Annotated in this window: 20 protein-coding genes; 8 read left to right on the plus strand and 12 right to left on the minus strand. The window is 68.6% G+C overall.

The annotated features are described in order from the left end of the window. Nucleotides 1-212: 212 nt before the first annotated feature. The 5 genes from AB4851_RS13385 to AB4851_RS13405 form a co-directional block, all read right to left on the minus strand. Nucleotides 213-1,076 carry a putative DNA-binding domain-containing protein gene (locus tag AB4851_RS13385; RefSeq protein WP_414447602.1) on the minus strand — a complete coding sequence of 288 codons (864 nt, stop codon included), beginning with the start codon at nucleotides 1,074-1,076 and terminating at the stop codon, nucleotides 213-215. Beyond that, a complete protein-coding gene (locus tag AB4851_RS13390) occupies nucleotides 1,069-2,091 on the minus strand; it encodes a DUF692 domain-containing protein (RefSeq protein WP_414447603.1) in 1,023 nt (340 codons plus the stop codon). The genes AB4851_RS13385 and AB4851_RS13390 overlap by 8 nt, the downstream gene beginning before the upstream one ends. Nucleotides 2,092-2,105: 14 nt before the next feature. Continuing rightward, nucleotides 2,106-4,196 (minus strand): ferritin-like domain-containing protein, encoded by a 2,091-nt coding sequence (locus tag AB4851_RS13395; RefSeq protein WP_414447604.1) that lies wholly within the window; start codon nucleotides 4,194-4,196, stop codon nucleotides 2,106-2,108. Between the two features lie 527 nt (nucleotides 4,197-4,723). Further along, nucleotides 4,724-5,197, minus strand: coding sequence for a hypothetical protein (locus tag AB4851_RS13400; protein ID WP_414447605.1), 474 nt, complete (start codon nucleotides 5,195-5,197; stop codon nucleotides 4,724-4,726). Between the two features lie 206 nt (nucleotides 5,198-5,403). Further along, on the minus strand, nucleotides 5,404-5,646 hold the full coding sequence (locus tag AB4851_RS13405) for a hypothetical protein (RefSeq protein WP_414447606.1): 243 nt from the start codon (nucleotides 5,644-5,646) through the stop codon (nucleotides 5,404-5,406). 289 nt (nucleotides 5,647-5,935) lie between these two features. On the opposite strand from AB4851_RS13405, the gene AB4851_RS13410 reads away from it, so the two are divergent. The 7 genes from AB4851_RS13410 to AB4851_RS13440 all read left to right on the plus strand — a co-directional run bounded on the left by AB4851_RS13410 (nucleotide 5,936) and on the right by AB4851_RS13440 (nucleotide 11,132). After that, nucleotides 5,936-7,069 carry an ABC transporter substrate-binding protein gene (locus AB4851_RS13410; protein WP_414447607.1) on the plus strand — a complete coding sequence of 378 codons (1,134 nt, stop codon included), beginning with the start codon at nucleotides 5,936-5,938 and terminating at the stop codon, nucleotides 7,067-7,069. A gap of 29 nt (nucleotides 7,070-7,098) precedes the next feature. After that, on the plus strand, nucleotides 7,099-8,085 hold the full coding sequence (locus AB4851_RS13415; protein WP_414447608.1) for an ABC transporter permease: 987 nt from the start codon (nucleotides 7,099-7,101) through the stop codon (nucleotides 8,083-8,085). Nucleotides 8,086-8,110: 25 nt separating this feature from the next. Next, a complete protein-coding gene (locus AB4851_RS13420) occupies nucleotides 8,111-8,911 on the plus strand; it encodes an ABC transporter ATP-binding protein (protein ID WP_414447609.1) in 801 nt (266 codons plus the stop codon). A 183-nt stretch (nucleotides 8,912-9,094) separates the two neighbouring features. Continuing rightward, nucleotides 9,095-9,409 carry a DUF4148 domain-containing protein gene (locus AB4851_RS13425; protein WP_414447610.1) on the plus strand — a complete coding sequence of 105 codons (315 nt, stop codon included), beginning with the start codon at nucleotides 9,095-9,097 and terminating at the stop codon, nucleotides 9,407-9,409. 14 nt (nucleotides 9,410-9,423) lie between these two features. Further along, on the plus strand, nucleotides 9,424-9,978 hold the full coding sequence (locus AB4851_RS13430) for a c-type cytochrome (RefSeq protein WP_414447611.1): 555 nt from the start codon (nucleotides 9,424-9,426) through the stop codon (nucleotides 9,976-9,978). A gap of 132 nt (nucleotides 9,979-10,110) precedes the next feature. Continuing rightward, nucleotides 10,111-10,539 (plus strand): hypothetical protein, encoded by a 429-nt coding sequence (locus AB4851_RS13435; protein ID WP_414439173.1) that lies wholly within the window; start codon nucleotides 10,111-10,113, stop codon nucleotides 10,537-10,539. Then, the gene (locus AB4851_RS13440) at nucleotides 10,536-11,132 is read left to right on the plus strand and encodes a hypothetical protein (RefSeq protein ID WP_414447612.1); all 597 of its coding nucleotides are present in this window, start codon (nucleotides 10,536-10,538) and stop codon (nucleotides 11,130-11,132) included. Before AB4851_RS13435 ends, AB4851_RS13440 begins: the two co-directional genes overlap by 4 nt. A 135-nt stretch (nucleotides 11,133-11,267) precedes the next feature. On the opposite strand, the gene AB4851_RS13445 is transcribed toward AB4851_RS13440, so the two are convergent. From AB4851_RS13445 to AB4851_RS13475, 7 genes are all read right to left on the minus strand, one after another. After that, entirely contained in the window at nucleotides 11,268-12,374 is a 1,107-nt protein-coding gene (locus AB4851_RS13445; RefSeq protein ID WP_414447613.1) for a porin, read from the minus strand. A gap of 149 nt (nucleotides 12,375-12,523) precedes the next feature. Continuing rightward, entirely contained in the window at nucleotides 12,524-14,458 is a 1,935-nt protein-coding gene (locus AB4851_RS13450) for a CocE/NonD family hydrolase (RefSeq protein WP_414447614.1), read from the minus strand. Beyond that, nucleotides 14,455-16,113, minus strand: coding sequence for an ABC transporter substrate-binding protein (locus AB4851_RS13455; protein WP_414447615.1), 1,659 nt, complete (start codon nucleotides 16,111-16,113; stop codon nucleotides 14,455-14,457). The genes AB4851_RS13450 and AB4851_RS13455 overlap by 4 nt, the downstream gene beginning before the upstream one ends. Next, nucleotides 16,110-17,129, minus strand: a complete 1,020-nt coding sequence (locus tag AB4851_RS13460; protein WP_414447616.1) for an ABC transporter ATP-binding protein — start codon at nucleotides 17,127-17,129, stop codon at nucleotides 16,110-16,112. The genes AB4851_RS13455 and AB4851_RS13460 overlap by 4 nt, the downstream gene beginning before the upstream one ends. Further along, nucleotides 17,126-18,103, minus strand: a complete 978-nt coding sequence (locus tag AB4851_RS13465) for an ABC transporter ATP-binding protein (RefSeq protein WP_414447617.1) — start codon at nucleotides 18,101-18,103, stop codon at nucleotides 17,126-17,128. Before AB4851_RS13465 ends, AB4851_RS13460 begins: the two co-directional genes overlap by 4 nt. A 7-nt stretch (nucleotides 18,104-18,110) precedes the next feature. Further along, the gene (locus AB4851_RS13470; RefSeq protein ID WP_414447618.1) at nucleotides 18,111-19,061 is read right to left on the minus strand and encodes an ABC transporter permease; all 951 of its coding nucleotides are present in this window, start codon (nucleotides 19,059-19,061) and stop codon (nucleotides 18,111-18,113) included. Continuing rightward, the gene (locus AB4851_RS13475) at nucleotides 19,058-20,029 is read right to left on the minus strand and encodes an ABC transporter permease (protein ID WP_414439165.1); all 972 of its coding nucleotides are present in this window, start codon (nucleotides 20,027-20,029) and stop codon (nucleotides 19,058-19,060) included. Before AB4851_RS13475 ends, AB4851_RS13470 begins: the two co-directional genes overlap by 4 nt. Before the next feature lie 136 nt (nucleotides 20,030-20,165). Here AB4851_RS13475 and AB4851_RS13480 point away from each other — a divergent pair, with 136 nt between their 5' ends. Next, complete coding sequence (locus AB4851_RS13480) at nucleotides 20,166-21,083, plus strand: LysR family transcriptional regulator (RefSeq protein WP_414447619.1); 918 nt, start codon at nucleotides 20,166-20,168, stop codon at nucleotides 21,081-21,083. Nucleotides 21,084-21,094 lie beyond the last annotated feature (11 nt).

Below are 21,094 nucleotides of genomic sequence, written 5' to 3' on the forward strand. Positions count from 1 at the left end.
GGCGCCAGTTTGCGAGTGGCGTGCGATGGCGTTTGCCGGAAATGCGAACCGGCATGGCCGTGTGCGAAGCGCGGCGACATGAAATTGGCGAGATGCGACACCATCGCGTCGTATTTGCCGACGATGCGGCGAGACCCAAGCGAACCGGCAATTCCGCCCGGCTCGCCGCCCTCAAGCCACCCTCGAGCCGCCTTCAAGCCGCCTTCAAGCGCTCAGGTCAGCATGACGAGGCTGGCCGCCTGCGCCGTGGGCAGCCACAGCGCGAGCCGCGCATGCAGCTCGCTCTCGCTCAGGCCGGTACGGCGCGCCGCGGCGCGCGCGCACTCGGCCAGCGTGCCGGGCCGCCGCGCCACGCGCCGCAGCGCGAAGAACTGCCAGTCCGCCAGCGGCTCCATCGACACGCGGAACCGGTGGCGGCGAATCGCGACATGGTTCGCCTGCCGCGCGGGCGGCTCGTCCGGGCGCTGGCCGCGCAGCCAGGGGCGGATGCCGTCGGCCGCGTGGCGCAGCGTCAGCAGCCGCGTCGTGGCGGGCAGGGCGACCGTGCACGACGCGCCGGTCAGCAACGGCAGCACGTCCATCGTCGCCGCGCCCGCGCCGCGCACTGGGTTGTCGATTCCGGCCGCGCGGCCCGATTCGGCGATCGCGCGTTCGAGCCGCGCCAGGTCGAGCGGAAACGACTGCGACACGGGCCGCGCCACGCCTCCGCCCGCGCGCCGCTGCGAGCCGAGCAGGAACGCCGGAAACGCCGCGCCGAGCGCATGCAGGGTGGGCGAACGCGACGGATGCCGATGCAGATACGCCCGCGCGAAGAAGCGGAACAGCGTCGGGCCGAGCAGGCGCAACAGCGCCGGATATTCCGCTTCGAGACAGCCGATCAGGCGCAGCCAGTAACCGTCCGCGTACACGGCGAGCCGCGCGAGCGGATCGACGCCGCCCGGCACTGCGATCACGGCCACGATGTCCGCGCCCTCGTGCTGCGCGGCCTGCGCCAGCCCGGCGTCGAGGCCGCCCGGGTGGGTGGTGGCCATCTGCATCCAGCGCTGGATCGCCGCCATCGACATCGCGTCATCCATCGATCAGCTCCGGCGCGGGGAAATGCAACGGCGTGGAGAGCGCCGCATCGGGCAGCGCGGCCTGCCCGGCGGGCAGGTCGGCCTCGCTCAGGCGCTCGCCGGCCGCCACGCGGCGCGCCTTGTCGAGTTCGGCCAGCAGCGTGTCGTAGTCGGGCAGGTTGGCGTCCCATTCGAGCAGCGTGGAGACGCCGCCCGTCAGCCGCTGCGCCAGCGCGTACAACTCCCACACCGGCGCGGGCACCGGCTGATCGTGCGTATCGATCAGCGTGTCGCCGTGCCGGATATGGCCGGCCAGATGGATCTGCACGATCTGGTCGTGCGGCAGCGCGTACAGGTAGGCCACCGGGTCGAAGCGATGATTGACCGCGCTGACATACACGTTGTTGACGTCGAGCAGCAGCCCGCAGCCGGTGCGCCGCGCCAGCCGCGCGAGGAAATCGCATTCGGGCATCGTGGACGCGCGGAACTGCACGTAGCTCGACGGGTTCTCCAGCACGAGCGGGCGGCCCAGCCATTGCTGCACGGCATCCACGCGCGCGCTCACGTGATCGAGCGACGCTTCGGTCAGCGGCATCGGCAGCAGGTCGTGCGAGTTGTGCGAACCGAGGCCGGTCCAGCACAGGTGATCGGATACCCACACCGCGCGCACCTCGTCCATCAGGCGGCGCAGTCGGGTCAGGTAGCCGAGGTCGAGCGGCGTATCCGAACCGATCGACAGCGACACCCCATGCATGACGATCGGCACCTCGGCGGCGATCCGGTCGAGCATCGCGCGCTGATGGCCGGCATCCTCGAAATAGTTCTCCGAAATGATTTCGAACCAGCCCACGCGCGCGCCATCGGCGAGGATCGCCGGCAGGTGCTGCGGCCGCAGGCCGACCCCGAAGCCCAGATCGGGCAGGCCCAGGCGCGGGGCGCGTTTCGATCCCGGCCCCGGCGCGAAGGCCGGGGCCACGCCGATACCCGGAGGCCATGCCCCCGGGCCGGCGCCGTCAGCCTCGACGGTCATGGTCATGCGTGGTGCTCCGATCAGGTCGACGGCGGCAGCGCGATGCGCAGCGTGGTGGCCGCCGGCTTGGCCGGGGCCGGCTTCTGGCGATGCGCCCAGACCTTCTCCAGCGCGCCCCAGGCGATGTCGTACACCGAATCGCCCTTCTCGAACGAGAGCGTTTCGAACGACGTGCCGTCCGGCGTCGTCAGCGGCACCATCTTGCCTTCGGCGTCGCAGTCGTACAGCTTCATCGTGCCGCTGGTGGGGTAGAGCTGCGAGGCCGAGATCGGCACCGCGCAACCGCCGAAGCTCTTGCAGAGGTTGTCGGCCGGCGCGCTGTACAGCGTCGGCGCGCCGCAACCGCCACCGATCTTCGCGGCGGATTGCGCGCTCGACGATTGCGAGCAGTTGCCGCCGCCCGTGACCGGCTGCACGAAACCGCAACCGCCTTGCGTCGCGCACAGGTTCGAGCCCTTGCAGCTGTGATACACGGCATGCGCGGCGCAATCGCCGCCGGTAGCGTCGAGCGACAGCGACTGGCAGGCGTGCATCGTGTCCGAGTGGCCGGCCGGTTGCGGCGCGTTCGGCGCGCGCAGCGTCGGCGCTTCGCCGTACACGGCCCAGTACAGCGCCATGCGGTCGCCCGAGCCCACCATCGACGGGAACGGGAACGCCACCGCCGCGTCCTCCCACGAATCGCTCAGCACGGTGGTGATGCCGGCCAGCGCACCCTTCACCACGTTGTCGAGTTCGGCGCGCGGCGTGCCGAGCTTGAGATCGTTCAGCGCGGCGGCCACATCGGCCGGCTTCGGGATGCTCGGGTTCGCGCCGGCCTCGCTCCAGCTCGGCGTGGTCAGCAAGGCGGCGGTCCACTCGTGGCCGCTGGCGTGCCAGTGGGTCCAGGTCTCGAGGTGCTGCACGTAGGCGGCGATCTGCTCGAAACGCTCGTGGTGGTCGAAGCCGCCGTTGTCGGCGCGGGCGGTGGCGTCGTCGCTTTGCGGGGCTTGCGCGCCGGTATCCGTATAGCTCGGGTAATCCTGTTCGAGCGCTTCCTTGCTCGGCTGGAAGCGTGGCAGCACGCTCTTGAGCGTCAGCAGGTTGGAGGCGTTGTTCAGGCGCGCCGTGTCCTGCACCATCGCCACGAACGTGTTGACCGTCGGCCAGTCGATGCCGCCTTCGCCCTGGTCGCAGATCGCCCACATCATGCCGATCGCCTGCAGGTGCGCCTGGGCCGGCTGGGTGGTGGTCAGCATCGGCGTGACGCCCGGGTATTCGGCCATCGGGTGCGAGGTCGACGCGGTGTTGTTGAACAGGTCGCGCTGGCCGATCGGCTGATCCGAGCCTTCGGTGCGCACCAGCATCTTCTCGAACAGCGTGACGTTGTCGGTGTAGCGGATCGTCGTGTACTGGAGCAGGCAGTAGTACATCCAGCCGATCGTGCCGAACAGCGGCAGGTCGGTTTCGGTCTTCTGCGCCGTCCAGTTCGCGAACGGCACGGTCGGGAAGTACTTGCCGTGCGCGTCGGGGTTGATCTTCTCGAGCGCCGTGTCGTGGTTCTGCTCGATGATCTCGAACAGCGTGACCTGGTCGGCCGTCAGCGCGGCCAGGTCCACGTTCAGCTTGCGGCCCGGCACGCCTTCGTTGATGTCGGTCAGATCGAGGATGTGCGGGATGACCGTCTTGTCCGGGCCGTAGCAGGTCCAGTTGTATTCGGCGTCCTGCAGCGCGGCGCTGTTGAAGTTCGGCTTGACGCCGAGCGCGGCCGAGAGGTTCGCGGCCATCTGCAGGTGCAGCATCTCGTCGATGAATACCGAGAACACCAGGTTGTAGGCCTTCTGGTTGGCGACGGCGGTATCGGTGTCGGGGCCGGCCGGAATCTGGCCGATCGAGCGGCCCGGCCAGACGCGGCCCTGGTAGTAATCGATGCCCTTCGAGTTGATCGCGTGCGTGCCCTGGATCGACTTCATCGCGCACATGTAGAGCGGGATGGTGAACAGTTCGACGTTCACCGCGGCCTGCAGCAGCGCGGTCAGCGCGGCCTTGTCGGCGTCGAGCTGGTCGAGCGGCTGGCCGACGATCTGGGAGGGGTGATCGGGAATCAGGCCCGAAGCGGAGTGTGCCGTGGTCATTGCCTACCTCTGTGGGAATTTTCCGCGTTAACCCTTGAATGGCAACGTCGGATTGCTTTTATAAAGGCCGGTTTGCTGCGTGGATGAAGGCATCCGTGTTACCTCGCGCAGCGGGGGATTTTCAATTCGTATGGCCCCGTGAATTGAAACACCCGAACATGACTGCCGTGTTACTCCATTCGCATACCGCGCGATGGCGCAAGCCTACACCGCCAAAAAGGCGCGTCACAAGCGATTTTCATGACAACGTCATTTTGTGATGGCGAAAGATAATCGCATGGCGCCTATTTATTTTAATGAATGGCCGCCGATGAATTTTCCATTGCTGCCATTATTTTATTGTGCGCAGCGGGAATTGATCGCGCGAAAACGTTTGGCATTGAAGGGCGCCAACACAAGTTCGCCGGGCAATCGAATTTTATTTGGGGTGGCGTGGTTGTCGTTCGCAAGGGGGGAGCATGGCGATCGGCTCGTTTCGAGTGCGGCAAGCTCGGGTTTCGGCTTGCCGCACCGGGAAAGCCGGCCGCTCAAGCCTTGCGGATCACCGCTTCGGCCTTCGCCTGCATCGGCACGATCGTGCTGTAGTACGGCCAGATATACGGGCCGCCCGCCCCCTGATTCAGATCCTGATGAATCGACGTATAACCCTCGATCGCCGGCGGCGACGCGCTATCGATCACGAGCAGCGTGATCGCGGTAATCGGCTTTTTGTTCGGCTCGTTGGTCTTCCACGTCATGTAGATGAATTTCCCGCCCGCGCCGGCCTTCAGATCCTGCGGGTTCCATTCCCAGCCCGACGGCGGATTGGACTGCGCCTGGTCGTAGGCCACGAAATTCAGCGACGTGACCGGATTGCTGTCGCCGGTTTGATAGCCGATGTAGATATATTCGCCGCCCACGCCGGTATTCGTATCGGTGGTAATGAAATCCCACGGCCGTTGGTAGTGCGGGCCCGGGTTGTTGCCGGCTTGCGTCGTCAGAGCGTTAATCGGTGTGGTCATTTTTAACCCCTCTCAAGGTTTGAGTTGAGAGTTTAGTATATTAAGTGAAATGGAATTATCAACCGGGAGTCTTTTCGTTTTAATTGACTGTCCCGGTATCGCAGGACGCGACGTAATTCAAAATTGAAAACGGATTATGAATGATGCCGAAACCGTCGATTTTGTCATTCACGTTGTCGATTCGCCGGCAAGGTTTCCGGTATTGATTAATGGCACAGCGCCGTCGAACTGAGCCGCAACGCTTCCGCGATATCGCCGGGCCGCGCCGGCAGGGGGCCATACGCATCGGAGAACGCCTCGCCGCCGAAGCCGGGCGAGGGCGCGGAATCGGCATGCAGCGTCAGCGTGCCGGCCAGCAGCGCGAGTGCCACGCCTGCCATCGGCAACCAGCGCGCGGCGCGATGCGTGCGATGTGCGTTGCCGTGTTCGTCGTCATGTCGATGCTGCATGGTCCCGGGTTGCAAGATGAAGTGAAAATGCCTCGCGCGAGCGTCGCTGATCGACGCGATGGCGTCGCATGGCACGCCTGAGCGGCACGCGAAACACCCTGCACGGAGCCGCCGGATTCTAGTCACCCAGGCCCCGCTACCCCAACCAACGAGCGGCACTAAGCTTAGCGTTGCCCCCGGATGTCAATAGCTGAAATGGTGCTTTGACAGCCGATTCGCGGCGCTTCTAGCATTCGGCTTTTCCGAACCATTCGGAATCCTCCCTATCATCGTTCCCCGGGGACTCGCCATGCACCGCCCATCCTCCGCTCTCCGCGCCACGACCTTCCTCAAACGCGTGCTGTCGCGCCGCACGCCGCTCGCGCTGGCCGCTACGGCCACGCTCGGCGCGGCGGCGGCCGTGACCGCGTTCGCGGCATCCGGCCCCGCCGAGCCGAAAGCGGCGCTGACCTCGATCACGCTGCAACTCGACCCGATCACCGCGATCGCGCAGGACAAGGGCTTCCTGAAGGCCGAATACGCGAAGATCGGCGTCAAGCAGGTCACGCTGGTGGCGCCCGGCACCGCGCAGATGATCGGCGCGGAAGCGGCGCAATTGAATGGCGGCGGCATCGCCGTGGCGCAGCGGATGATCTATCCGGCCGTGGTGCACCGCGCCAACGGGCTGGACGCGGTGATCGTGTGGGAATCGCAGCCGTCGGACAAGTTCCGCACGCCGATCCTCGCGCGCGCGGACAACGACAAGATCAACGGCATCAAGGATCTCGACGGCAAGAAGTTCGCCAGCAGCCGCGTGAGCTGCTACTGGACGGCGCCATTCGAGGCCCTGACCAAGGCTGGCCTGCCGCTCGACAGCCGCACCTCGCACGGCCGCATCCGCTACCAGTCGATCGATTCGACCACGGTGGTCACGGCGGCGCTGCTGAGTGGGGCGATCGACGCCACGGCCATGCACCTCGGCACCTCGAACGCCGCCGCGCTGTATCTGGCGCATCAGGTCAAGGTGGTGGGCCGCTCGCCCGATCACGGCGAATACGTGGATGGCGCGGGCCGCGTGTCGTACTTCGCGATGCGCTCGTTCGCCGATCAATACCCGCAGGCGATCCGCGCGTTCCTGAGCGCGATGCAGCAGGCCCGCAGCTGGGCGCTCGCGCATCCCGACGACGCCGCGCAGATCGTCGCGCGCGAAACGCGCGTGCCGGTGGATATCGCGCGCTTCCAGATCACCGACCCGTCGGAGTTCTTCTTCATGGCCGGCGAGCCGGATGCGAAGAACGTGCGCTCGACCATCAAGCGCTTCCAGGCCTGGTACGTGGAGCACGGCGACGACATCCTGACCGAACGCCATCTGAGCGACCCGCAGATCGATGCGCTGGTCGACGACCGCTTCTTCGCGGGCGGCCAATACTCGATCTACCAGTGAGCGAGCCGGCTCGCCACACGGAGAACACGATGGCAAATGCAGCGACGCGGCAGCAGGCGCGCGCGGGGCTGGGCGGGCCGGTGCGGCGCGATGCGCATCGGGCGACCAGTGACCATCACGATCAGCACGATCAGCACGATCAGCACGATCAGCACAATCAGCACGACGCGCCGGACGACGCCGGCACGCCCGCCGTCCGGCAATCCGAACCCCGCACCCAACCCGGCCGCGACCGCTTCACGCTGGCGCGCCTGGGCTGGCTGGCCTGGCCGTGGATCCTGCCGGTGCTGATCGTCGGCTTGTGGAGCATCGCCAGCACCCGCCACTGGATTCCGGCCGTGTTCCTGCCCACGCCGTGGCGCACCGCCACCTCGTTCTGGGACATGCTGGTGCGCGATTCGTATCTGCACGATTTCGGCGTCAGCGTCTCGCTGGTGCTGCAATCGTTCGTGTATGGCGCGGCGGCCGCGATCGCGCTCGGCTTCACGGCCGGGCTGGTCCGGCCCGTCGAACGCTTCTTCGGGCCGACGCTCGACACGATCCGGCATATCCCCGGCATCGCGTGGTTTCCGCTGATCGTGCTGTGGCTCGGCGTGGGCGCGCCGGCCAAGACGCTGGTGATCGCCAAGACGGTGTTCTTCCCGGTGTTCCTCAACACGCTGCAGGGCATCCGCAACGCCGACGCGCGCCATATCGAACTGGGCCGCGTGCTGACGCTGACGCGCCTGCAAATGCTGCGCTACATCCTGATTCCGTCGGCGCTGCCGACCATCATGGTCAGCCTGCGCTACAGCGCGGGCCTCGCATGGGCGATGGTGGTGGTGGCCGAGGGGCTGGCGGGGCAGCAGGGCATCGGCTTCCTGATCTTCCGCGCGCAATCGCTGCTGATGACCGACCAGTTGCTGGTGTGCATGGTGACGATCGGCGTGGTGGGCTTCCTGATCGATCGCGGCATGTACGCGGTGCAGCGTCATGCGCTGCGCTGGAAGGCGTCCGCGTCGCCCGGCGCGCAATAAATCAACCCGAACGGAGCACCCAGCCATGCCGGTTGCCACCCTCGGCCGCGACGCGCGGCCGCCCGAGGCGGGCGCGCCCGCCCATCATCCGCTGCACATTCGCGGCCTGACCAAGCGCTTCACGTCGCAGGGCCGCACCCGCACCGTGCTCGACGGCATCGAACTCGACGTCGCGCCCGGCGAATTCGTCAGCGTGGTCGGCCCGAGCGGTTGCGGGAAATCGACGCTGCTGCGCGTGCTGGCCGGCCTCGACGACGATTACGACGGCAGTTTGCGGCTCGGCGCGGCCGAAGTGCGCGGGCCGAGCCTGTCGCGCGGCATCGTGTTCCAGGATCACCGGTTGCTGCCGTGGCTCACGCTGGAGCAGAACGTGGCGCTGGCGCTGAAGAACGTGGATCTCGACGACGCCACCAAGCGCGAGCGCGTGCGCGCCCATCTCGAACTGGTGGGCCTGGACGGCAGCCGCGATGCCTGGCCGGGCGAGCTGTCGGGCGGCATGGCGCAGCGCGGTGCGATCGCCCGCGCGCTGGTGACCGCGCCGGACGTGCTGCTGCTTGACGAGCCACTCAGCGCGCTCGATGCGCTGACGCGCGCGCGGCTCCAGGACGCGCTGCTGGAGATCTGGCAGCGGCAGCGCGTGACGATGGTGCTGGTCACGCACGATATCGAGGAGGCGCTGTACCTGAGCCAGCGGATCGTCGTGCTGTCGGCCAACCCGGGGCGCGTCGAGCGGATCGTGGAGGTGCCGATCGATTACCCGCGCGACCGCGCGAGCTATGCGTTCGCCGACATGCGGCGCGAAGTGGGGGCGGCGATCGCAGCGTAAATCGAGGCGCAAGCGGCGCAAGCACGCCTTGTCGGCAGAAAAATGACAAAACGGTAATGAACACGTCAGCGTGACGGGGTCATGACACGGTGAGAATGCCTTATCGGCCGCGTGGGCCATCGACACGACAGCGCATGACGCGCTCGGCCGGCTCGCCCTTCGTGGGCGGACAAGGAGCTTCCGATGCGATTCCCGATCCGGGCGGCCAAGGCCGCCGTCGTGCTGCTGGCCGCCTGCGCCGGCCTGTATTCCCAAGCGAGCCATGCGCAATTGACGCGCGCCCAGGTGCGCGCAGACCTCGTGCGCGTCGAGCAGGCGGGCTTCGATCCACTCGGCGAGACGCTCGATTTCCCGGCCGACATCCAGGCCGCCGAGGCGAAGCTGGCGGCGTCCGATGCGGCGTCACCTGGCGCCGCCACGCCGCTGGCGGTCGCGAGCCGGGCCGATGCCAACGTCATCGGTGCGAGCGCGGGTGCGGCAGCGCCGCAATCGCATTGACCCGGCGGCACGGCATGGCGCATTCACCGCTTTCCCGGCGTTCCCGCTTCCCGTTCAAGGCTGTCGGCCTGACGCTGGCCGCCGTTGCGGCCACCGCCGCGACCGGCGCGCTCGGGGTGATCTATTCCGGTTGGTACGACGTCTCCGCGATCCCGCCGCACGATCCGATCGTGGCCTGGGCGCTGCACTCCACCTACGAGAACTCGCTGCATCGGCACGCGCGGGGCATTGTCGCGCCGCCCGACCTGATGAGCGACGCCAACATCGCGGCCGGCGCGCGGCGCTACGCGGCCACCTGCGTGGCCTGCCACGGCGCGCCGGGCGAACCGCCCGGGCCGATCGCGCGCGGCATCCTGCCGGGCGCGCCGTTGTTGCTCGACGCGAAGCGGCGCAACACGCCACCGCTGATGTTCTGGACCATCCGCAACGGCGTGCGCATGACCGCCATGCCGGCGTTCGGCAAGACCTTCAGCGATCAGGACATCTGGCAACTCGCGGCGTTCCTCAAGCATGCGCGCGGCATGTCGGCCGCCGATTACGCCCGGTTGAGCGCCGCGCCGGGCCGGTAGCACATCGCTTTCAATTCAGTTCGTTGTCCGTTCGATTTCGCTTTCTTTCTGATACATTGCGTGTCGCGCCGCCCGGCTCGTTCATGACGAACCGCGTGGCGCGCATAACGACATCACACTGAGAGAACAACCATGTTGCGAAATCGAATCGGGCGAGCCTCGGCGGGGGCCGTGCTGGCCGCGTCGTGCATGCTGGCGGCCAGCGCCGCCCAGGCCGCCGGGCTGGACATCCACGATGCGCGCCTGCAGGACCTGTATGCGCGCTACGCACAGGCCGACTACGAGGTCGACGACCTGCCGGAATTCGGCGACGGCAAGCACGTGCGCTTCGACGGCGTGGTCGTCGAACACGCGGAAGGCCTCGACGGCGGCAATATCTTCGTGGCCGGCGATCCGGCCAAGCCCACGGAAGCCGTCGCGCGCCTCGGCGCATTCGACGACGCCACCGACGCGCAAATGAAGGCGCTGCCGGTCGGCAAGCGCTTCAAGGCGATCTGCGTGCTGCAAGCCACCTCCGGCACGCACTACCTCGCGCTGACCGACTGCGTGGTGAAATCATGAGCGGCGCGTTCCGATTCCGCCTCGCGGGCGCCGCGACTGCGCTGTCGATGCTGCTGGCGATGCCGGCCAGCCATGCAGCCTCAGCCGTCCCCTCTGCCTCGCTCGATTCCCGCGCGCTGCTCGACAAGATCGTGCAATGCCGCGCCTCCTACGACGAACTGGCCGAATTCAACGACCGCGTCGATCAGCACCGCGTGAAGCTGCGCGAAGCCAAGGCGCAGGATCTTGCGCCGGGGCCGACGTGGACCGTCACGCCGCCGCTCACGACGCTCGGCGTCAAGAGCAGCACGGTGGTGCTGAGCAGCCGCAGCACGGTGCTGCTGATCGTGCCGTCGGCGCATCCGTATAACGACGTGCTCGCGCTCGTACCGGGCAACGGGATGGAGGTCGAGCTGAAGATGGGCACGGATGCGATCGTCCGCAAGGACATCGACGACCGCGCCCTGCGCGCGTTCACGGTGGACAAGACGCATTACGCGGCCGGTTGCGTGTATGACGAACGCCGGATGCTGCTGGCGCGCGCCGCGCGCTACAACGCGTCGCCGGAACGGCAGGCCGAGAAGAAGGCGCTCGAACGGGCGCTCGATCAGTAAGCGGTTTGGCGGCTCGGAACCGGCGCCGCGCCCGCATGGGGGCGGCGCCGGTTTCCGTTTCAGGGCCGCGCGATCTCGCGGGCCAGCCGCACCACCGTTACGCCGGGCGCGTCTTTCGGCGCAAGCGGCCCCGCGTCAGAACTTGTGCCGAATGCCCGTCACGGCCAGGAACTGCGACGCGCCGCTCGATGCGCCGCTGGTGCCTTCGATCTGCGCCACCGCGTTGCTGGCGTGCTGGTAGAGCAGGTCGATGTAGATGTCGGTGCGTTTCGACAGGAAATACTGGAGCGCCGTGTTGGTCTGCCAGTAGTGCCACGAACCCACCGCGCCGTTGGTCGACACGTTCGTATACGTCTCGCCCACGGCCGCATGCAGCGCCGGTGTAATCGCATAGCGCAGGCTGGCCTCGGCGTTCTGGTAGGTCTGGTGCTGGCTGGCCGGCGTCAGTTCGAAGCGGGTATTGGTGTACATCAGCCCGAGCGTCGCGCGCCCCATCTCGTACAGCCCGCCCACGCCCCAGATGCGCTGGTTCGTGATGCCCTTCAGGAACGTGAAGTAGTTGTCGGACGGAATCGCGCCGGTGGTGTCGGTGGCCGGATGGTCGAGCACCACGTAGGCCGCGCCGAGCCGCCACGGGCCGCCCGTCCAGGTCGCGCCCACGCTGTACGAGCGGTTGGTCGCGAACGAGGCCGCGTTGCCCGACAGCGCGTACATGGTGTTGACCTGCAGCCCGTAAATCGTCGGCGTGACGTACTTGATCGAATTGTCGGTGCGGAACGAGTTGTTGATGTCGTCGGTGTCGAACGGGTGGGTGGCGTACTGCACCATATCGGTGGCCATCTGCAGCGGTTCGAGCGAATCCTGCGACGCGTTGTACTGGCGGCCCAGCGTGATCGTGCCGTAGCGCGCCGTGGCGATCCCCACCCAGGCCTGCCGCCCGAACATGCGGCCGTTCGCGCTGGCCACGCCGGTCTGCAGGTTGAAACCGTTCTCCAGCCGGAAGATCGCGCGGTTGCCGCCGCCCAGATCCTCGCTGCCGAGAAAGCCCCAGCGCGAGCCTTGCTCGCTGCCGGCCGTGGCCTGGTAGTTGGCGTGGCCGCCCTGGTTGCTCGTGTAGGTGAAGCCGCCGTCCACGATGCCGTACAGCGTGACGCTCGATTGCGCCTGCGCCGCGCCGGCCGCCAGGCCGAGCCCGAGGCCGCCGGCCGCGATGCGGATGGCCCGCAACGATGCTGTTTTCATGATGTTTTCCCCTGTTTCAAGCACTACGGTTGACGTTGTTGACTACTCTGTACTGCGAACTAAAGACGAGCCGATCCGCCCCATGGCGCCGCGTCGTGCGCGGCGTGGGGTGGCGAATCAGGCGGGAAGGCCCGGCAGCCCGGGCCGGTTCAGGCGGTGTGCGGCGGCAGCGCGAGCGCGTCGAGTTGCGCGGTTTCCACGATCGGCAGCACGAGCTGCGACGGGGTGCCCGCACCGAGCCACACGCGGTTGACGGCCACGCGCGGCGCGCGGGCCAGCGCGGGCGCTTCGCCGCTGTTCGGGTTCACGTCGAAGTGCGGGAAGTTGCTGCTGGAGATGTCGATGCGGATGCGATGGCCGCGCGCGAAACGGTTCGCGGTGGCGAACGGCTCGATCGCGATCTCGTACACACGGCCCGCTTCGAGCAGCTCGGGCGCTTCCCACGACGCATGGAAGCGGCAGCGGAAGATGCCGTCGGTCAGGTTCATCGCATAGCCGTCCGGGTAATCGGCGTTGGGCGGGCATACGTCGATCAGCTTGGCCGTGAAATCGGTGTCGGGCGCGTCGCTCGATACCCACAGCCGCACGCGGATCGGGCCGGCCACCGCCACGTCGTGTTCGAGCGGCGGCGTCTGGAACACCAGCACGTCGGGCCGTGCGGCGAGCGGCCGGCCCGGCGCCTGCACGCCGAAGAAGCCGGGCAGCTCGCGCTGGTCGAACGCGCCGCCCTCGAACACCGGCGCACCCGAGGTCAGCGCGCCGCCGATGGTGGGCACCGGGCGCGCGGGGTCGAACGCGTAGGCGATCGAGGTTTGCGCGTCGTCGGCCGCGGCCGGATCGCGGGTGAGCGAGCCGTCGGCGCGCAGGTGGAACGGCACCGCTTGCGTGCCGGGCAGCGGCCATGACGGCGCACCGATCCAGCGCCCGCCGTGCGACATGCGGCCGTCGGCGTTGCGGCGGCCGCTGCCGCCGCCCATCACGAAGATGCGGGCCACCGGCTCGACGGCGCGCGGCGCGTCCGCCGGCTTGAGCCAGCGGTCGAACCAGCGTGCGCGCATCGCGAGCCAATCCTCGGCCAGCTCGCCTTCGATCGCCGCATGCTCGCCGAAATCGACGTCGCCGCTGTAGCGCACGTTGCGGTCGCCGTGCAGCCACGGCCCCATGATCAGATACGCGGGCGCCTCGGGCACGTCCGACAGCGCCGCGAAATTCGCCAGCGTGCTCTGCACGTAGGCGTCGTACCAGCTCGACATCCAGATTGCCGGCACGCGCCGCATCGCGCCGTAGAAATGCTCGGCGCAGATGCCGGGCTGGCGCCAGTAGTCGTCGTAGGCGTCGCGCGTCCATTGCTCGAACAGGTAATGCTCGTAGTCCGGCACGCTGGCCAGCGGCGAATGGCCGGGCCGCCAGGGCATGCGCGCGAACCAGTCGCGCAGGTCGTGCCCGGCCAGCGCCGCAGCCACCAGCGGATCGGCCTCGGCGGCCGGGCTGTTGCGCGCGCGGTTGAACGCCCAGGTGGCCTGCTTCAGCTCGAACGCGCCGCCCTGGCGGATGCCGCAGTGGTAGCCGTTCGCGAAGCCGCCCGAATCGAGCACCATGCAGGCCAGCGCGGGCGGGTTCAGGCAGGCGGCGGCCAGTTGCGTGTGCGCCGCGTACGACAGGCCCATCGTGCCGACCCGCCCGTCGGACCACGGCTGCGCGGCGATCCAGGCCATCGTGTCGAAGCCGTCGGGGCCTTCCGCGATGTATTTCTCGAACGCGCCTTCGGAGCCGTAGCGGCCCCGGCAATCCTGCATCACCACCGCATAGCCGCGCGCCGCGAAATAGCGCGCCACGTCGGCGCGGTTCATCGGCGGCGCGCCGTGGTGGATCTCCGAGCGCGACAGGTCGGTCTTGCCGTACGGCGTGCGTTCAAGAATGGCCGGAAGCGGCGCGTCGATGCCCACCCGGTAGCCGGGCGGCAGGTACACGTCGGTGGCGAGGCGCACGCCGTCGCGCATCGGCACCATCAGGTCGGCCAGCCCGGCCGCCGGCGAGGCGGCGGCATCGGGGAAAGCGGCGGTCGGCGAAGCGGAAAACGTCATGGTCGGGTCTCTACGTAGAGCAGGGAAGTGCGTTCGGCCTGGTTCGGATGAAAGATCACGCCGCCGCGCGCCGCCCAGTAATCGACGGGGAAATAGAGCGGCACGATCGCGTAATCGCGGAAGGCGACATCGGCCGCGTCGGCCAGCAATTGGCGGCGCGCGGTGGTGTCGAAGGTTTGCGAGGCCTGTTGCAGCAGCGCGTCCACGCGCGGGTTCGAATAACGCGTGCGGTTGAACGCGCCGGTGCCGGCCGCCGTTGAATGGGTGGCGATCACGTTGGTCAGCGCGATCGCCGAATCGCTGGTGCTGTTGCCGAAGCTGAACACGAACGCGCTGTAGGCCCGCTTCGCGGCCGCCCCGGCGTACACGTTGTACGGCTGCGTGACCACGTCGTCGATGCGGATGCCGCCGCGCGCCAGCATCTGGCCGAGCACCTGGCCCAGGTCGCCGTCGCTCGCGAAGCGGTCGTTCGAGGCGTGCAGCGTGAGCCGGAAGCCCTGCGGGTAGCCGGCCTCGGCCAGCAGGCGGCGCGCGCCGGCCGGGTCGAAGGCGTCGGGCGTCAGGCGCGGGTCGTGGCCGCCGAGGCCGGGCGGCGCGATCTGCGCGGCCGGCAGCGCCGCGCCGTTGAGCAGGTAGCGCGCAATCGCCTCGCGATCGATCATCTTCGAGATCGCCTCGCGCACCCGCACGTCGCGCAGCGGGTTCGCGCCCGCCTGCGCGCCGCCGGCCGGGTTCGCCGCGACATGCACGAACGGCGACACCGGGCGCGAGCCGTCGAGCGCCAGATAGATCAGCCGCGCCGACGGCCCCGAGAACAGCGTCACGTCGCGCGTATGGCGCAGGCGATCGAGCGTGACCGGCGGCACGTTGTCGATCAAATCGACCGAGCCGGACATCAGCGCCGAGAGCCGCGCCGCGTCATTGGCCACGAAGCGCAGCGTCGCGTGGTCGAACGCGGGGCGCTTGCCCCAGTAATACGGGTTGCGTTCGAGCACCAGCCGGTCGCCCGGAATCCAGCGCACCAGCCGGTACGGGCCGGTGCCCACCGCCACGGCCGGGTTGCGGTAATCGCTGCTGGCGTGGCCGGCCGCGGCGCGGCGCGACGCGATATACACCAGCCCGACCTGCTCGACGAAGGCCGGCGACGGCGTTTTCGTCACGATCCGCAAGGTCAGTGCATCGATCACGTCGATGCGCGCGATCTCGGCCACCGCGCCCGAGAACGGCGCGGGGCTGTTCGGCACCTGGCGCGCGCGTTGCAGCGACCAGGCCACGTCGTCGGCCGTCAGCGGCGAGCCGTCCGAGAAGCGCACGCCGGGGCGCAGATGGAATTCCCAGGTGGTCGGATCGAGGTTGCGCCACGATTGCGCGAGGCCGGGCCGCACCTGCAGGTTTTCGTCCTGCGAGATCAGGCGCTCGAACAGGTTCTCGGCCGTCTGCATGTTGTTCTGCGTGCGCGAGAACAGCGGATCGAGCGAGGCCGGCTCGGAGGCCAGCGCCATCGTGATGTCGCGACGAGCGGCACCTGCGGCACCCGCCGCATCGGCGGCCTGCGCGGGAGCCGCACCCGCCAGCGCGGCGGCCAGCCAGGCGGCGAGCGTCAGTCGCGCCGGCAACCCGCGCCGCGCGTTCGCCGGGAAACGGAGCCGCATCATGCCGCCTCCACGAGATGACAGGCGCTCCAGTGCCCGCTGGCGGTTTCGCGCAGCAGCGGCCGCTCGCTGCGGCAGCGCGCGTTCGCGTGCGGGCAGCGTGGGTGGAAGTGACAGCCGGACGGCGGCGCGAGCGGCGAGGGCAGCTCGCCGCGAATCGATTCGAAGCGATGCCGGCGGTTCGCGAGCCGCGGCACCTGGCCGAGCAGCGCGACGGTGTACGGATGCTGCGGCCGCGCGAACAACGCCTCGGTGGGGGCGGTTTCCACCACGCGTCCGAGGTACATGATCGCCACGCGGTCGCTCAGGTGCTCGACCACGCCCAGGTCGTGGCTGATGAACAGGTAGGTGAGGCCGAGCTCGCGCCGCAGCCGCATGAACAGATTGATGATCTGCGCCTGGATCGACACGTCGAGCGCGGCGATCGATTCGTCGCAGATCAGGAAATCGGGGTTCACGGCCAGCGCGCGGCCGATGCCGATCCGTTGCCGCTGGCCGCCCGAGAACTGGTGCGGAAAGCGATCGCGGAAATCGGGGTTCAGCCCGACGCGCTGCATCACGTCCACCACGAACGCGTCGTAGCCGGCGCGATCGACGAGGCCATGCACCCGCGGCGCCTCGCCGATGATGTCGCGCACCCGCTTGCGCGGATTCAGCGACGACAGCGGGTCCTGAAAGATCAACTGGGTGGCGAGCCGTTGCGCGCCGGATTGGGTTGCGGCTGCGGTTGCCTCGCCCGCTGCCGCATCGAACACGCGGATCGTGCCGTCGGACGGCGGCACCACGCCGGCCAGCATCCGGCCGAGCGTGGATTTTCCGCAGCCCGATTCGCCGACCAGGCCGAGCACCTCGCCGCGCCGGATCGTCAGATCCACGCCGTCGACGGCATGCACCACCGGCGCAGCCGGCTTCGCGCCGAGCCAGCCGGCGATCCGCTCGGCGTAATGGGGCCGCCGCGCGAAGCGCCGCGACAGTTGCCGCGCCTCCAGCAGCGGGGCGGTTTCGGGAAGGGGGCTCATTGAGTGTCTCCGTTGCGCGGGTGGAAGCAGCGCCAGGTGTGATCGTGGTCGGCCGCCACCGGCGGCTCGGTGCTGCGACACTGCGCGCTGGCGCGCGTGCAGCGCGGCGCGAACGCGCAACCGGCCGGCAGCGTCAGCAGGTTCGGCGCGATGCCGGGAATCGGTTTCAGCGGCGCGCCGCGCGGCGCATGCTCGGGCAGCGATTCGATCAGGCCGATCGTGTAGGGATGGCGCGGGCGGTCGAGGATCGCGTCCACGCTGCCCGATTCGACGATGCGGCCCGCGTACATCACGCAGACACGCTGCGCGAGCCCCGCGACCACCGCCAGATCGTGGCTGACCCACACCATCGCCGTGCGCGTGCGCTCGCACAGCGCCTGCATCTGCGCGAGGATCTGCGCCTGGATCGTCACGTCGAGCGCGGTGGTGGGTTCGTCGGCGATGATCAGGTCCGGCTCGTGCAGTAGCGCGATGGCGATCGCCACGCGCTGGCGCATGCCGCCCGACAGTTGATGCGGATAGGCCGAGAGCCGTTCGTCGGGCGAGGCGATGCCGACCTTGGCGAGCGCATCGCGTGCCCGCTCGCGCGCGGCGGCCTTCGACACGCGGGCATGGGCGCGCACCGATTCGATCATCTGCGTATCGATGCGCAGCACCGGGTTCAAGGTCATCATCGGATCCTGGAAGATCATCGCGATCCGGTTGCCGCGCAGGCGGCGCAGCGCATCGGGCGCGAGCGTGGTCAGGTCGCGGCCGTTGAACAGCACCTGGCCGCCGACGATGCGGCCCGGCGCATCCACCAGGCCGAGCACCGAGAAGCCGGTGATCGACTTGCCGGAGCCGGATTCGCCGACCAGGCCGACCACCTCGCCCGGCGCGACGTCGAAGCTGACGTCGTCGACCGCGCGCGCGATGCCGTCGCCGGTGAAGAAATGCGTGCGCAAGTGCTGCACGGAAAGCGTGGGCGTCGTCATGTCGATCCTATTTCTGCAAACGCGGGTTGAGCGCTTCGCGCACGCTGTCGCCGACCACGTTCATGCTGAACACCAGCGTGAGCAGCAGCAGGCCGGGCAGCACGCTGATCCAGTAGTTGCCGGCCAGCAGTTGCTGGAAGCCGTTCGCGATCAGCAGGCCGAGCGACGGCCGAGTGACCGGCAGACCGATGCCGAGAAAGCTCAGGGTGGCCTCGGCCGAGATCGCCGAGGCCACCTGCACCAGCCCGATCACGATCACCGGCGGCAGGCAGTTCGGCAGCAGATGCCCGAACAGCACGCGGCGATGGCCGAGGCCCAGGCAGCGCGCGGCCTCCATGTATTCCTTGCGGCGCTCGACGGCGGCCACCGCGCGCACCGTGCGGGCGAAGTAGGCCCATTGCACCGTGACCAGTGCCAGCACCACCTTGTCCACGCCCTGGCCGAGCACGGCCAGCACCATCAGCGCGACCAGGATGGTCGGAAAGCCCAGCAGCAGATCGACGGTGCGCATCACGAGCGCGTCGACGGTGCGGCCGAAGTAGGCGGCGCACAGGCCCAGCGTGGTGCCCAGCGTCATCGCCACCGCGCCGGCCAGCAGGCCGACGCCGAGGCTGATGCGCAGCCCGTACAGCATCGCGGCCAGCATGTCGCGGCCGAGCGCGTCGCTGCCGAGCAGGTAAAGGTGGCCGCTGCCGCCGCGCGCGAACGGCGGCAGCCGCGCGTCGCTGACGCTCAACTGGGCGAGGTCGTAGGGGTTTTGCGGCGCGATCCACGGCGCGAGCAGCGCCACGGCGATCAGCACGATCAGCACCGCGCTGGCGGCGGCGATGCCGGGCGTGGCCGCCAGGCTGCGCACCACGCGGCCGGCCGTGGTGTGCGGATCGAGCCGCGGCAGCCTGGGCAGCGCGGTGCGCAACGCGAGGCGCGTGCGCAGGGAACGGGCGAGCAGGCCGATCATGCCGCCTCCAGCCGCACGCGCGGGTCCAGCAGCGACTGGACGATGTCCACCAGCAGGTTCAGCAGCGTGAACATCGTCACGACGATCAGCAGATAGGCCACGATCACCGGGCGATCGAGCCGCGTGATGCTGTCGATGATCAGCTTGCCCACGCCCGGCCACGCGAAGATCGTTTCGGTTACCGTGGCGAACGCGATCAGCGAGCCGAACTCCATGCCCACCACCGTGACGATCGGAATCAGGATGTTCTTCAGCACGTGCACGCCGATCACGCGGCGCTCGGGCAGGCCCTTGGCGCGCGCGAACTTCACGTAATCGAGCGGCAGCGTTTCGCGCACGCCGGCCCGCGTGAGCCGCGTGACCAGCGACATCTTGAACAGCGAGAGATTCAGCGCCGGCAGCAGCAGGTGCAGCAGCCCGTCGCGCGTGGCCAGGCTCGTATGGATGCCGAACCAGTCGCCGAGCGCGCCGCGCCCGGCCGACGGCAGCCAGCCGAGCGTGACCGAAAAGATCAGCACCAGCATGATCCCCTGCCAGAAGTTCGGCAGGCTGAAGCCGAGGATCGAACCGGACATCACCATCCGGTCGAATCGCGAGCCGGCGCGCAGCCCGGCCAGCAGGCCGAGCGGCAAACCGATGCCGAGCGCCAGCACCAGCGCGACGAAGCCCAGTTCCAGCGTGGCCGGCAGCCGTTCGAAGATCAGACGAATCGACGGCTCGTCGAACACGAACGAGCGCCCCAGGTCGCCATGCAGCGCATGCACCACGAAATGCAGGTATTGCTGCCAGAGCGGCTGATCCAGCCCCAGCGCGCGCACCGCCTGGGCGATCTCGGCGGGGCTGGCGTCGGCCGGGATCAGGATCGCGACCGGGTCGCCGATTGCGTAGACGCCGCAGAACACCAGCAGCGACGTCAACCACAGGACGCCGGCGCTCTGGACGATGCGGCGGATGATGAAGGCCATCATTGCGTGTCGAACCTCGAATGTTGAGAATGCGATGGCCGGCGCCTGTCCGGTGCCGGTCGTTGGATGCGATGATTCGACGTCAATATGGCGGTCGCAAGCCTATGCGCGATCGGCATACGCCTATGCATAAACTGCGATGAACCTGAAACAGCTCGAAGCGTTCGCGGCGGTGGCCGCGCTGCACACCACGACGGCCGCCGCGCAGCGGCTGGGCCTGTCGCAGTCGGCGGTCAGCCGCTTGCTGGCCCAACTGGAAGAAGACCTCGGCCTGACCCTGTTCCAGCGCGAGCAGGGGCGGCTCGCGCCGACCCGCGAGGCCGACGCGCTGGTAGGCGACGCCGAGGCGATTCTCGAAGCCGCGCGCTGCCTGGAGCGGCATGCGCAGCAACTGCGGCTGGCCGGCACGCGCCGCAAGCTGGTGCGCGTGATGGTGCCGAACACGCTCGCGCAATCGCTGCTGCCCGCGGTGCTCGGGCGCTTCTACGAAACCTATGACGATGCCGTGCTCGAAGTGTTTTCGGGCACTTATCAGGCGTCCGAGCAGGCGTTGCGCAGCCGCGAGGTGGACCTGGCGATCGTGCGCCTGCCCGATCCGCAGCCGGGCCTGACGATGGTGCGCGAGTTCGTGAGCGAGGCGGTGTGCGTGATGCCGGCCGGTCATCCGCTGGCGGCGCTGGCGGAAATCGGCCCGCGCGATCTGGACGGCGTGCCGATGGTGCTGTTGTGGCGGCAGAGTTCGATGCGTCACGAAGTGGATGCGTCGTTTCGCAATGCCCGCATCAGCCAGGCGATCGCGGCCGAGGTGCATTCGGTCAGCGTGGCCTGCGCGATGGCCGAGCGCGGCATCGGCGTGACCATCGTGAGCCGCCTGATCGCCAGCACCTGCGCCGGCAACGGGCTCGTGATGCGGCCGTTCCGGCCGGCGCTGGCGTTTTGCGTGGCGATCGCGGCGCTCGACAGCGAGCCGCTCGGGCCGGTGGCGCGAGCGTTCGCGGAGCAATTGGGGGAGGCGCTGGCGGCGCTCGATGCGCCAGGGGCGGGGTTTGGGGTTTGAGCAGCACCCCG

The sequence above is a fragment of the Burkholderia sp. 22PA0099 genome, from assembly GCF_047497165.1.
In the GTDB taxonomy this organism is placed as follows: Bacteria; Pseudomonadota; Gammaproteobacteria; order Burkholderiales; family Burkholderiaceae; genus Burkholderia.

Excerpts from the sequence above, each read along its gene's own strand:
- AB4851_RS13385 (WP_414447602.1), bottom strand. The coding sequence starts at position 1,076 with ATGGATGACGCGATGTCGATGGCGGCGATCCAGCGCTGGATGCAGATG.
- AB4851_RS13390 (WP_414447603.1), bottom strand. The coding sequence starts at position 2,091 with ATGACCATGACCGTCGAGGCTGACGGCGCCGGCCCGGGGGCATGGCCT.
- AB4851_RS13395 (WP_414447604.1), bottom strand. The coding sequence starts at position 4,196 with ATGACCACGGCACACTCCGCTTCGGGCCTGATTCCCGATCACCCCTCC.
- AB4851_RS13400 (WP_414447605.1), bottom strand. The coding sequence starts at position 5,197 with ATGACCACACCGATTAACGCTCTGACGACGCAAGCCGGCAACAACCCG.
- AB4851_RS13405 (WP_414447606.1), bottom strand. The coding sequence starts at position 5,646 with ATGCAGCATCGACATGACGACGAACACGGCAACGCACATCGCACGCAT.
- AB4851_RS13410 (WP_414447607.1), top strand. The coding sequence starts at position 5,936 with ATGCACCGCCCATCCTCCGCTCTCCGCGCCACGACCTTCCTCAAACGC.
- AB4851_RS13415 (WP_414447608.1), top strand. The coding sequence starts at position 7,099 with ATGGCAAATGCAGCGACGCGGCAGCAGGCGCGCGCGGGGCTGGGCGGG.
- AB4851_RS13420 (WP_414447609.1), top strand. The coding sequence starts at position 8,111 with ATGCCGGTTGCCACCCTCGGCCGCGACGCGCGGCCGCCCGAGGCGGGC.
- AB4851_RS13425 (WP_414447610.1), top strand. The coding sequence starts at position 9,095 with ATGCGATTCCCGATCCGGGCGGCCAAGGCCGCCGTCGTGCTGCTGGCC.
- AB4851_RS13430 (WP_414447611.1), top strand. The coding sequence starts at position 9,424 with ATGGCGCATTCACCGCTTTCCCGGCGTTCCCGCTTCCCGTTCAAGGCT.
- AB4851_RS13435 (WP_414439173.1), top strand. The coding sequence starts at position 10,111 with ATGTTGCGAAATCGAATCGGGCGAGCCTCGGCGGGGGCCGTGCTGGCC.
- AB4851_RS13440 (WP_414447612.1), top strand. The coding sequence starts at position 10,536 with ATGAGCGGCGCGTTCCGATTCCGCCTCGCGGGCGCCGCGACTGCGCTG.
- AB4851_RS13445 (WP_414447613.1), bottom strand. The coding sequence starts at position 12,374 with ATGAAAACAGCATCGTTGCGGGCCATCCGCATCGCGGCCGGCGGCCTC.
- AB4851_RS13450 (WP_414447614.1), bottom strand. The coding sequence starts at position 14,458 with ATGACGTTTTCCGCTTCGCCGACCGCCGCTTTCCCCGATGCCGCCGCC.
- AB4851_RS13455 (WP_414447615.1), bottom strand. The coding sequence starts at position 16,113 with ATGATGCGGCTCCGTTTCCCGGCGAACGCGCGGCGCGGGTTGCCGGCG.
- AB4851_RS13460 (WP_414447616.1), bottom strand. The coding sequence starts at position 17,129 with ATGAGCCCCCTTCCCGAAACCGCCCCGCTGCTGGAGGCGCGGCAACTG.
- AB4851_RS13465 (WP_414447617.1), bottom strand. The coding sequence starts at position 18,103 with ATGACGACGCCCACGCTTTCCGTGCAGCACTTGCGCACGCATTTCTTC.
- AB4851_RS13470 (WP_414447618.1), bottom strand. The coding sequence starts at position 19,061 with ATGATCGGCCTGCTCGCCCGTTCCCTGCGCACGCGCCTCGCGTTGCGC.
- AB4851_RS13475 (WP_414439165.1), bottom strand. The coding sequence starts at position 20,029 with ATGATGGCCTTCATCATCCGCCGCATCGTCCAGAGCGCCGGCGTCCTG.
- AB4851_RS13480 (WP_414447619.1), top strand. The coding sequence starts at position 20,166 with ATGAACCTGAAACAGCTCGAAGCGTTCGCGGCGGTGGCCGCGCTGCAC.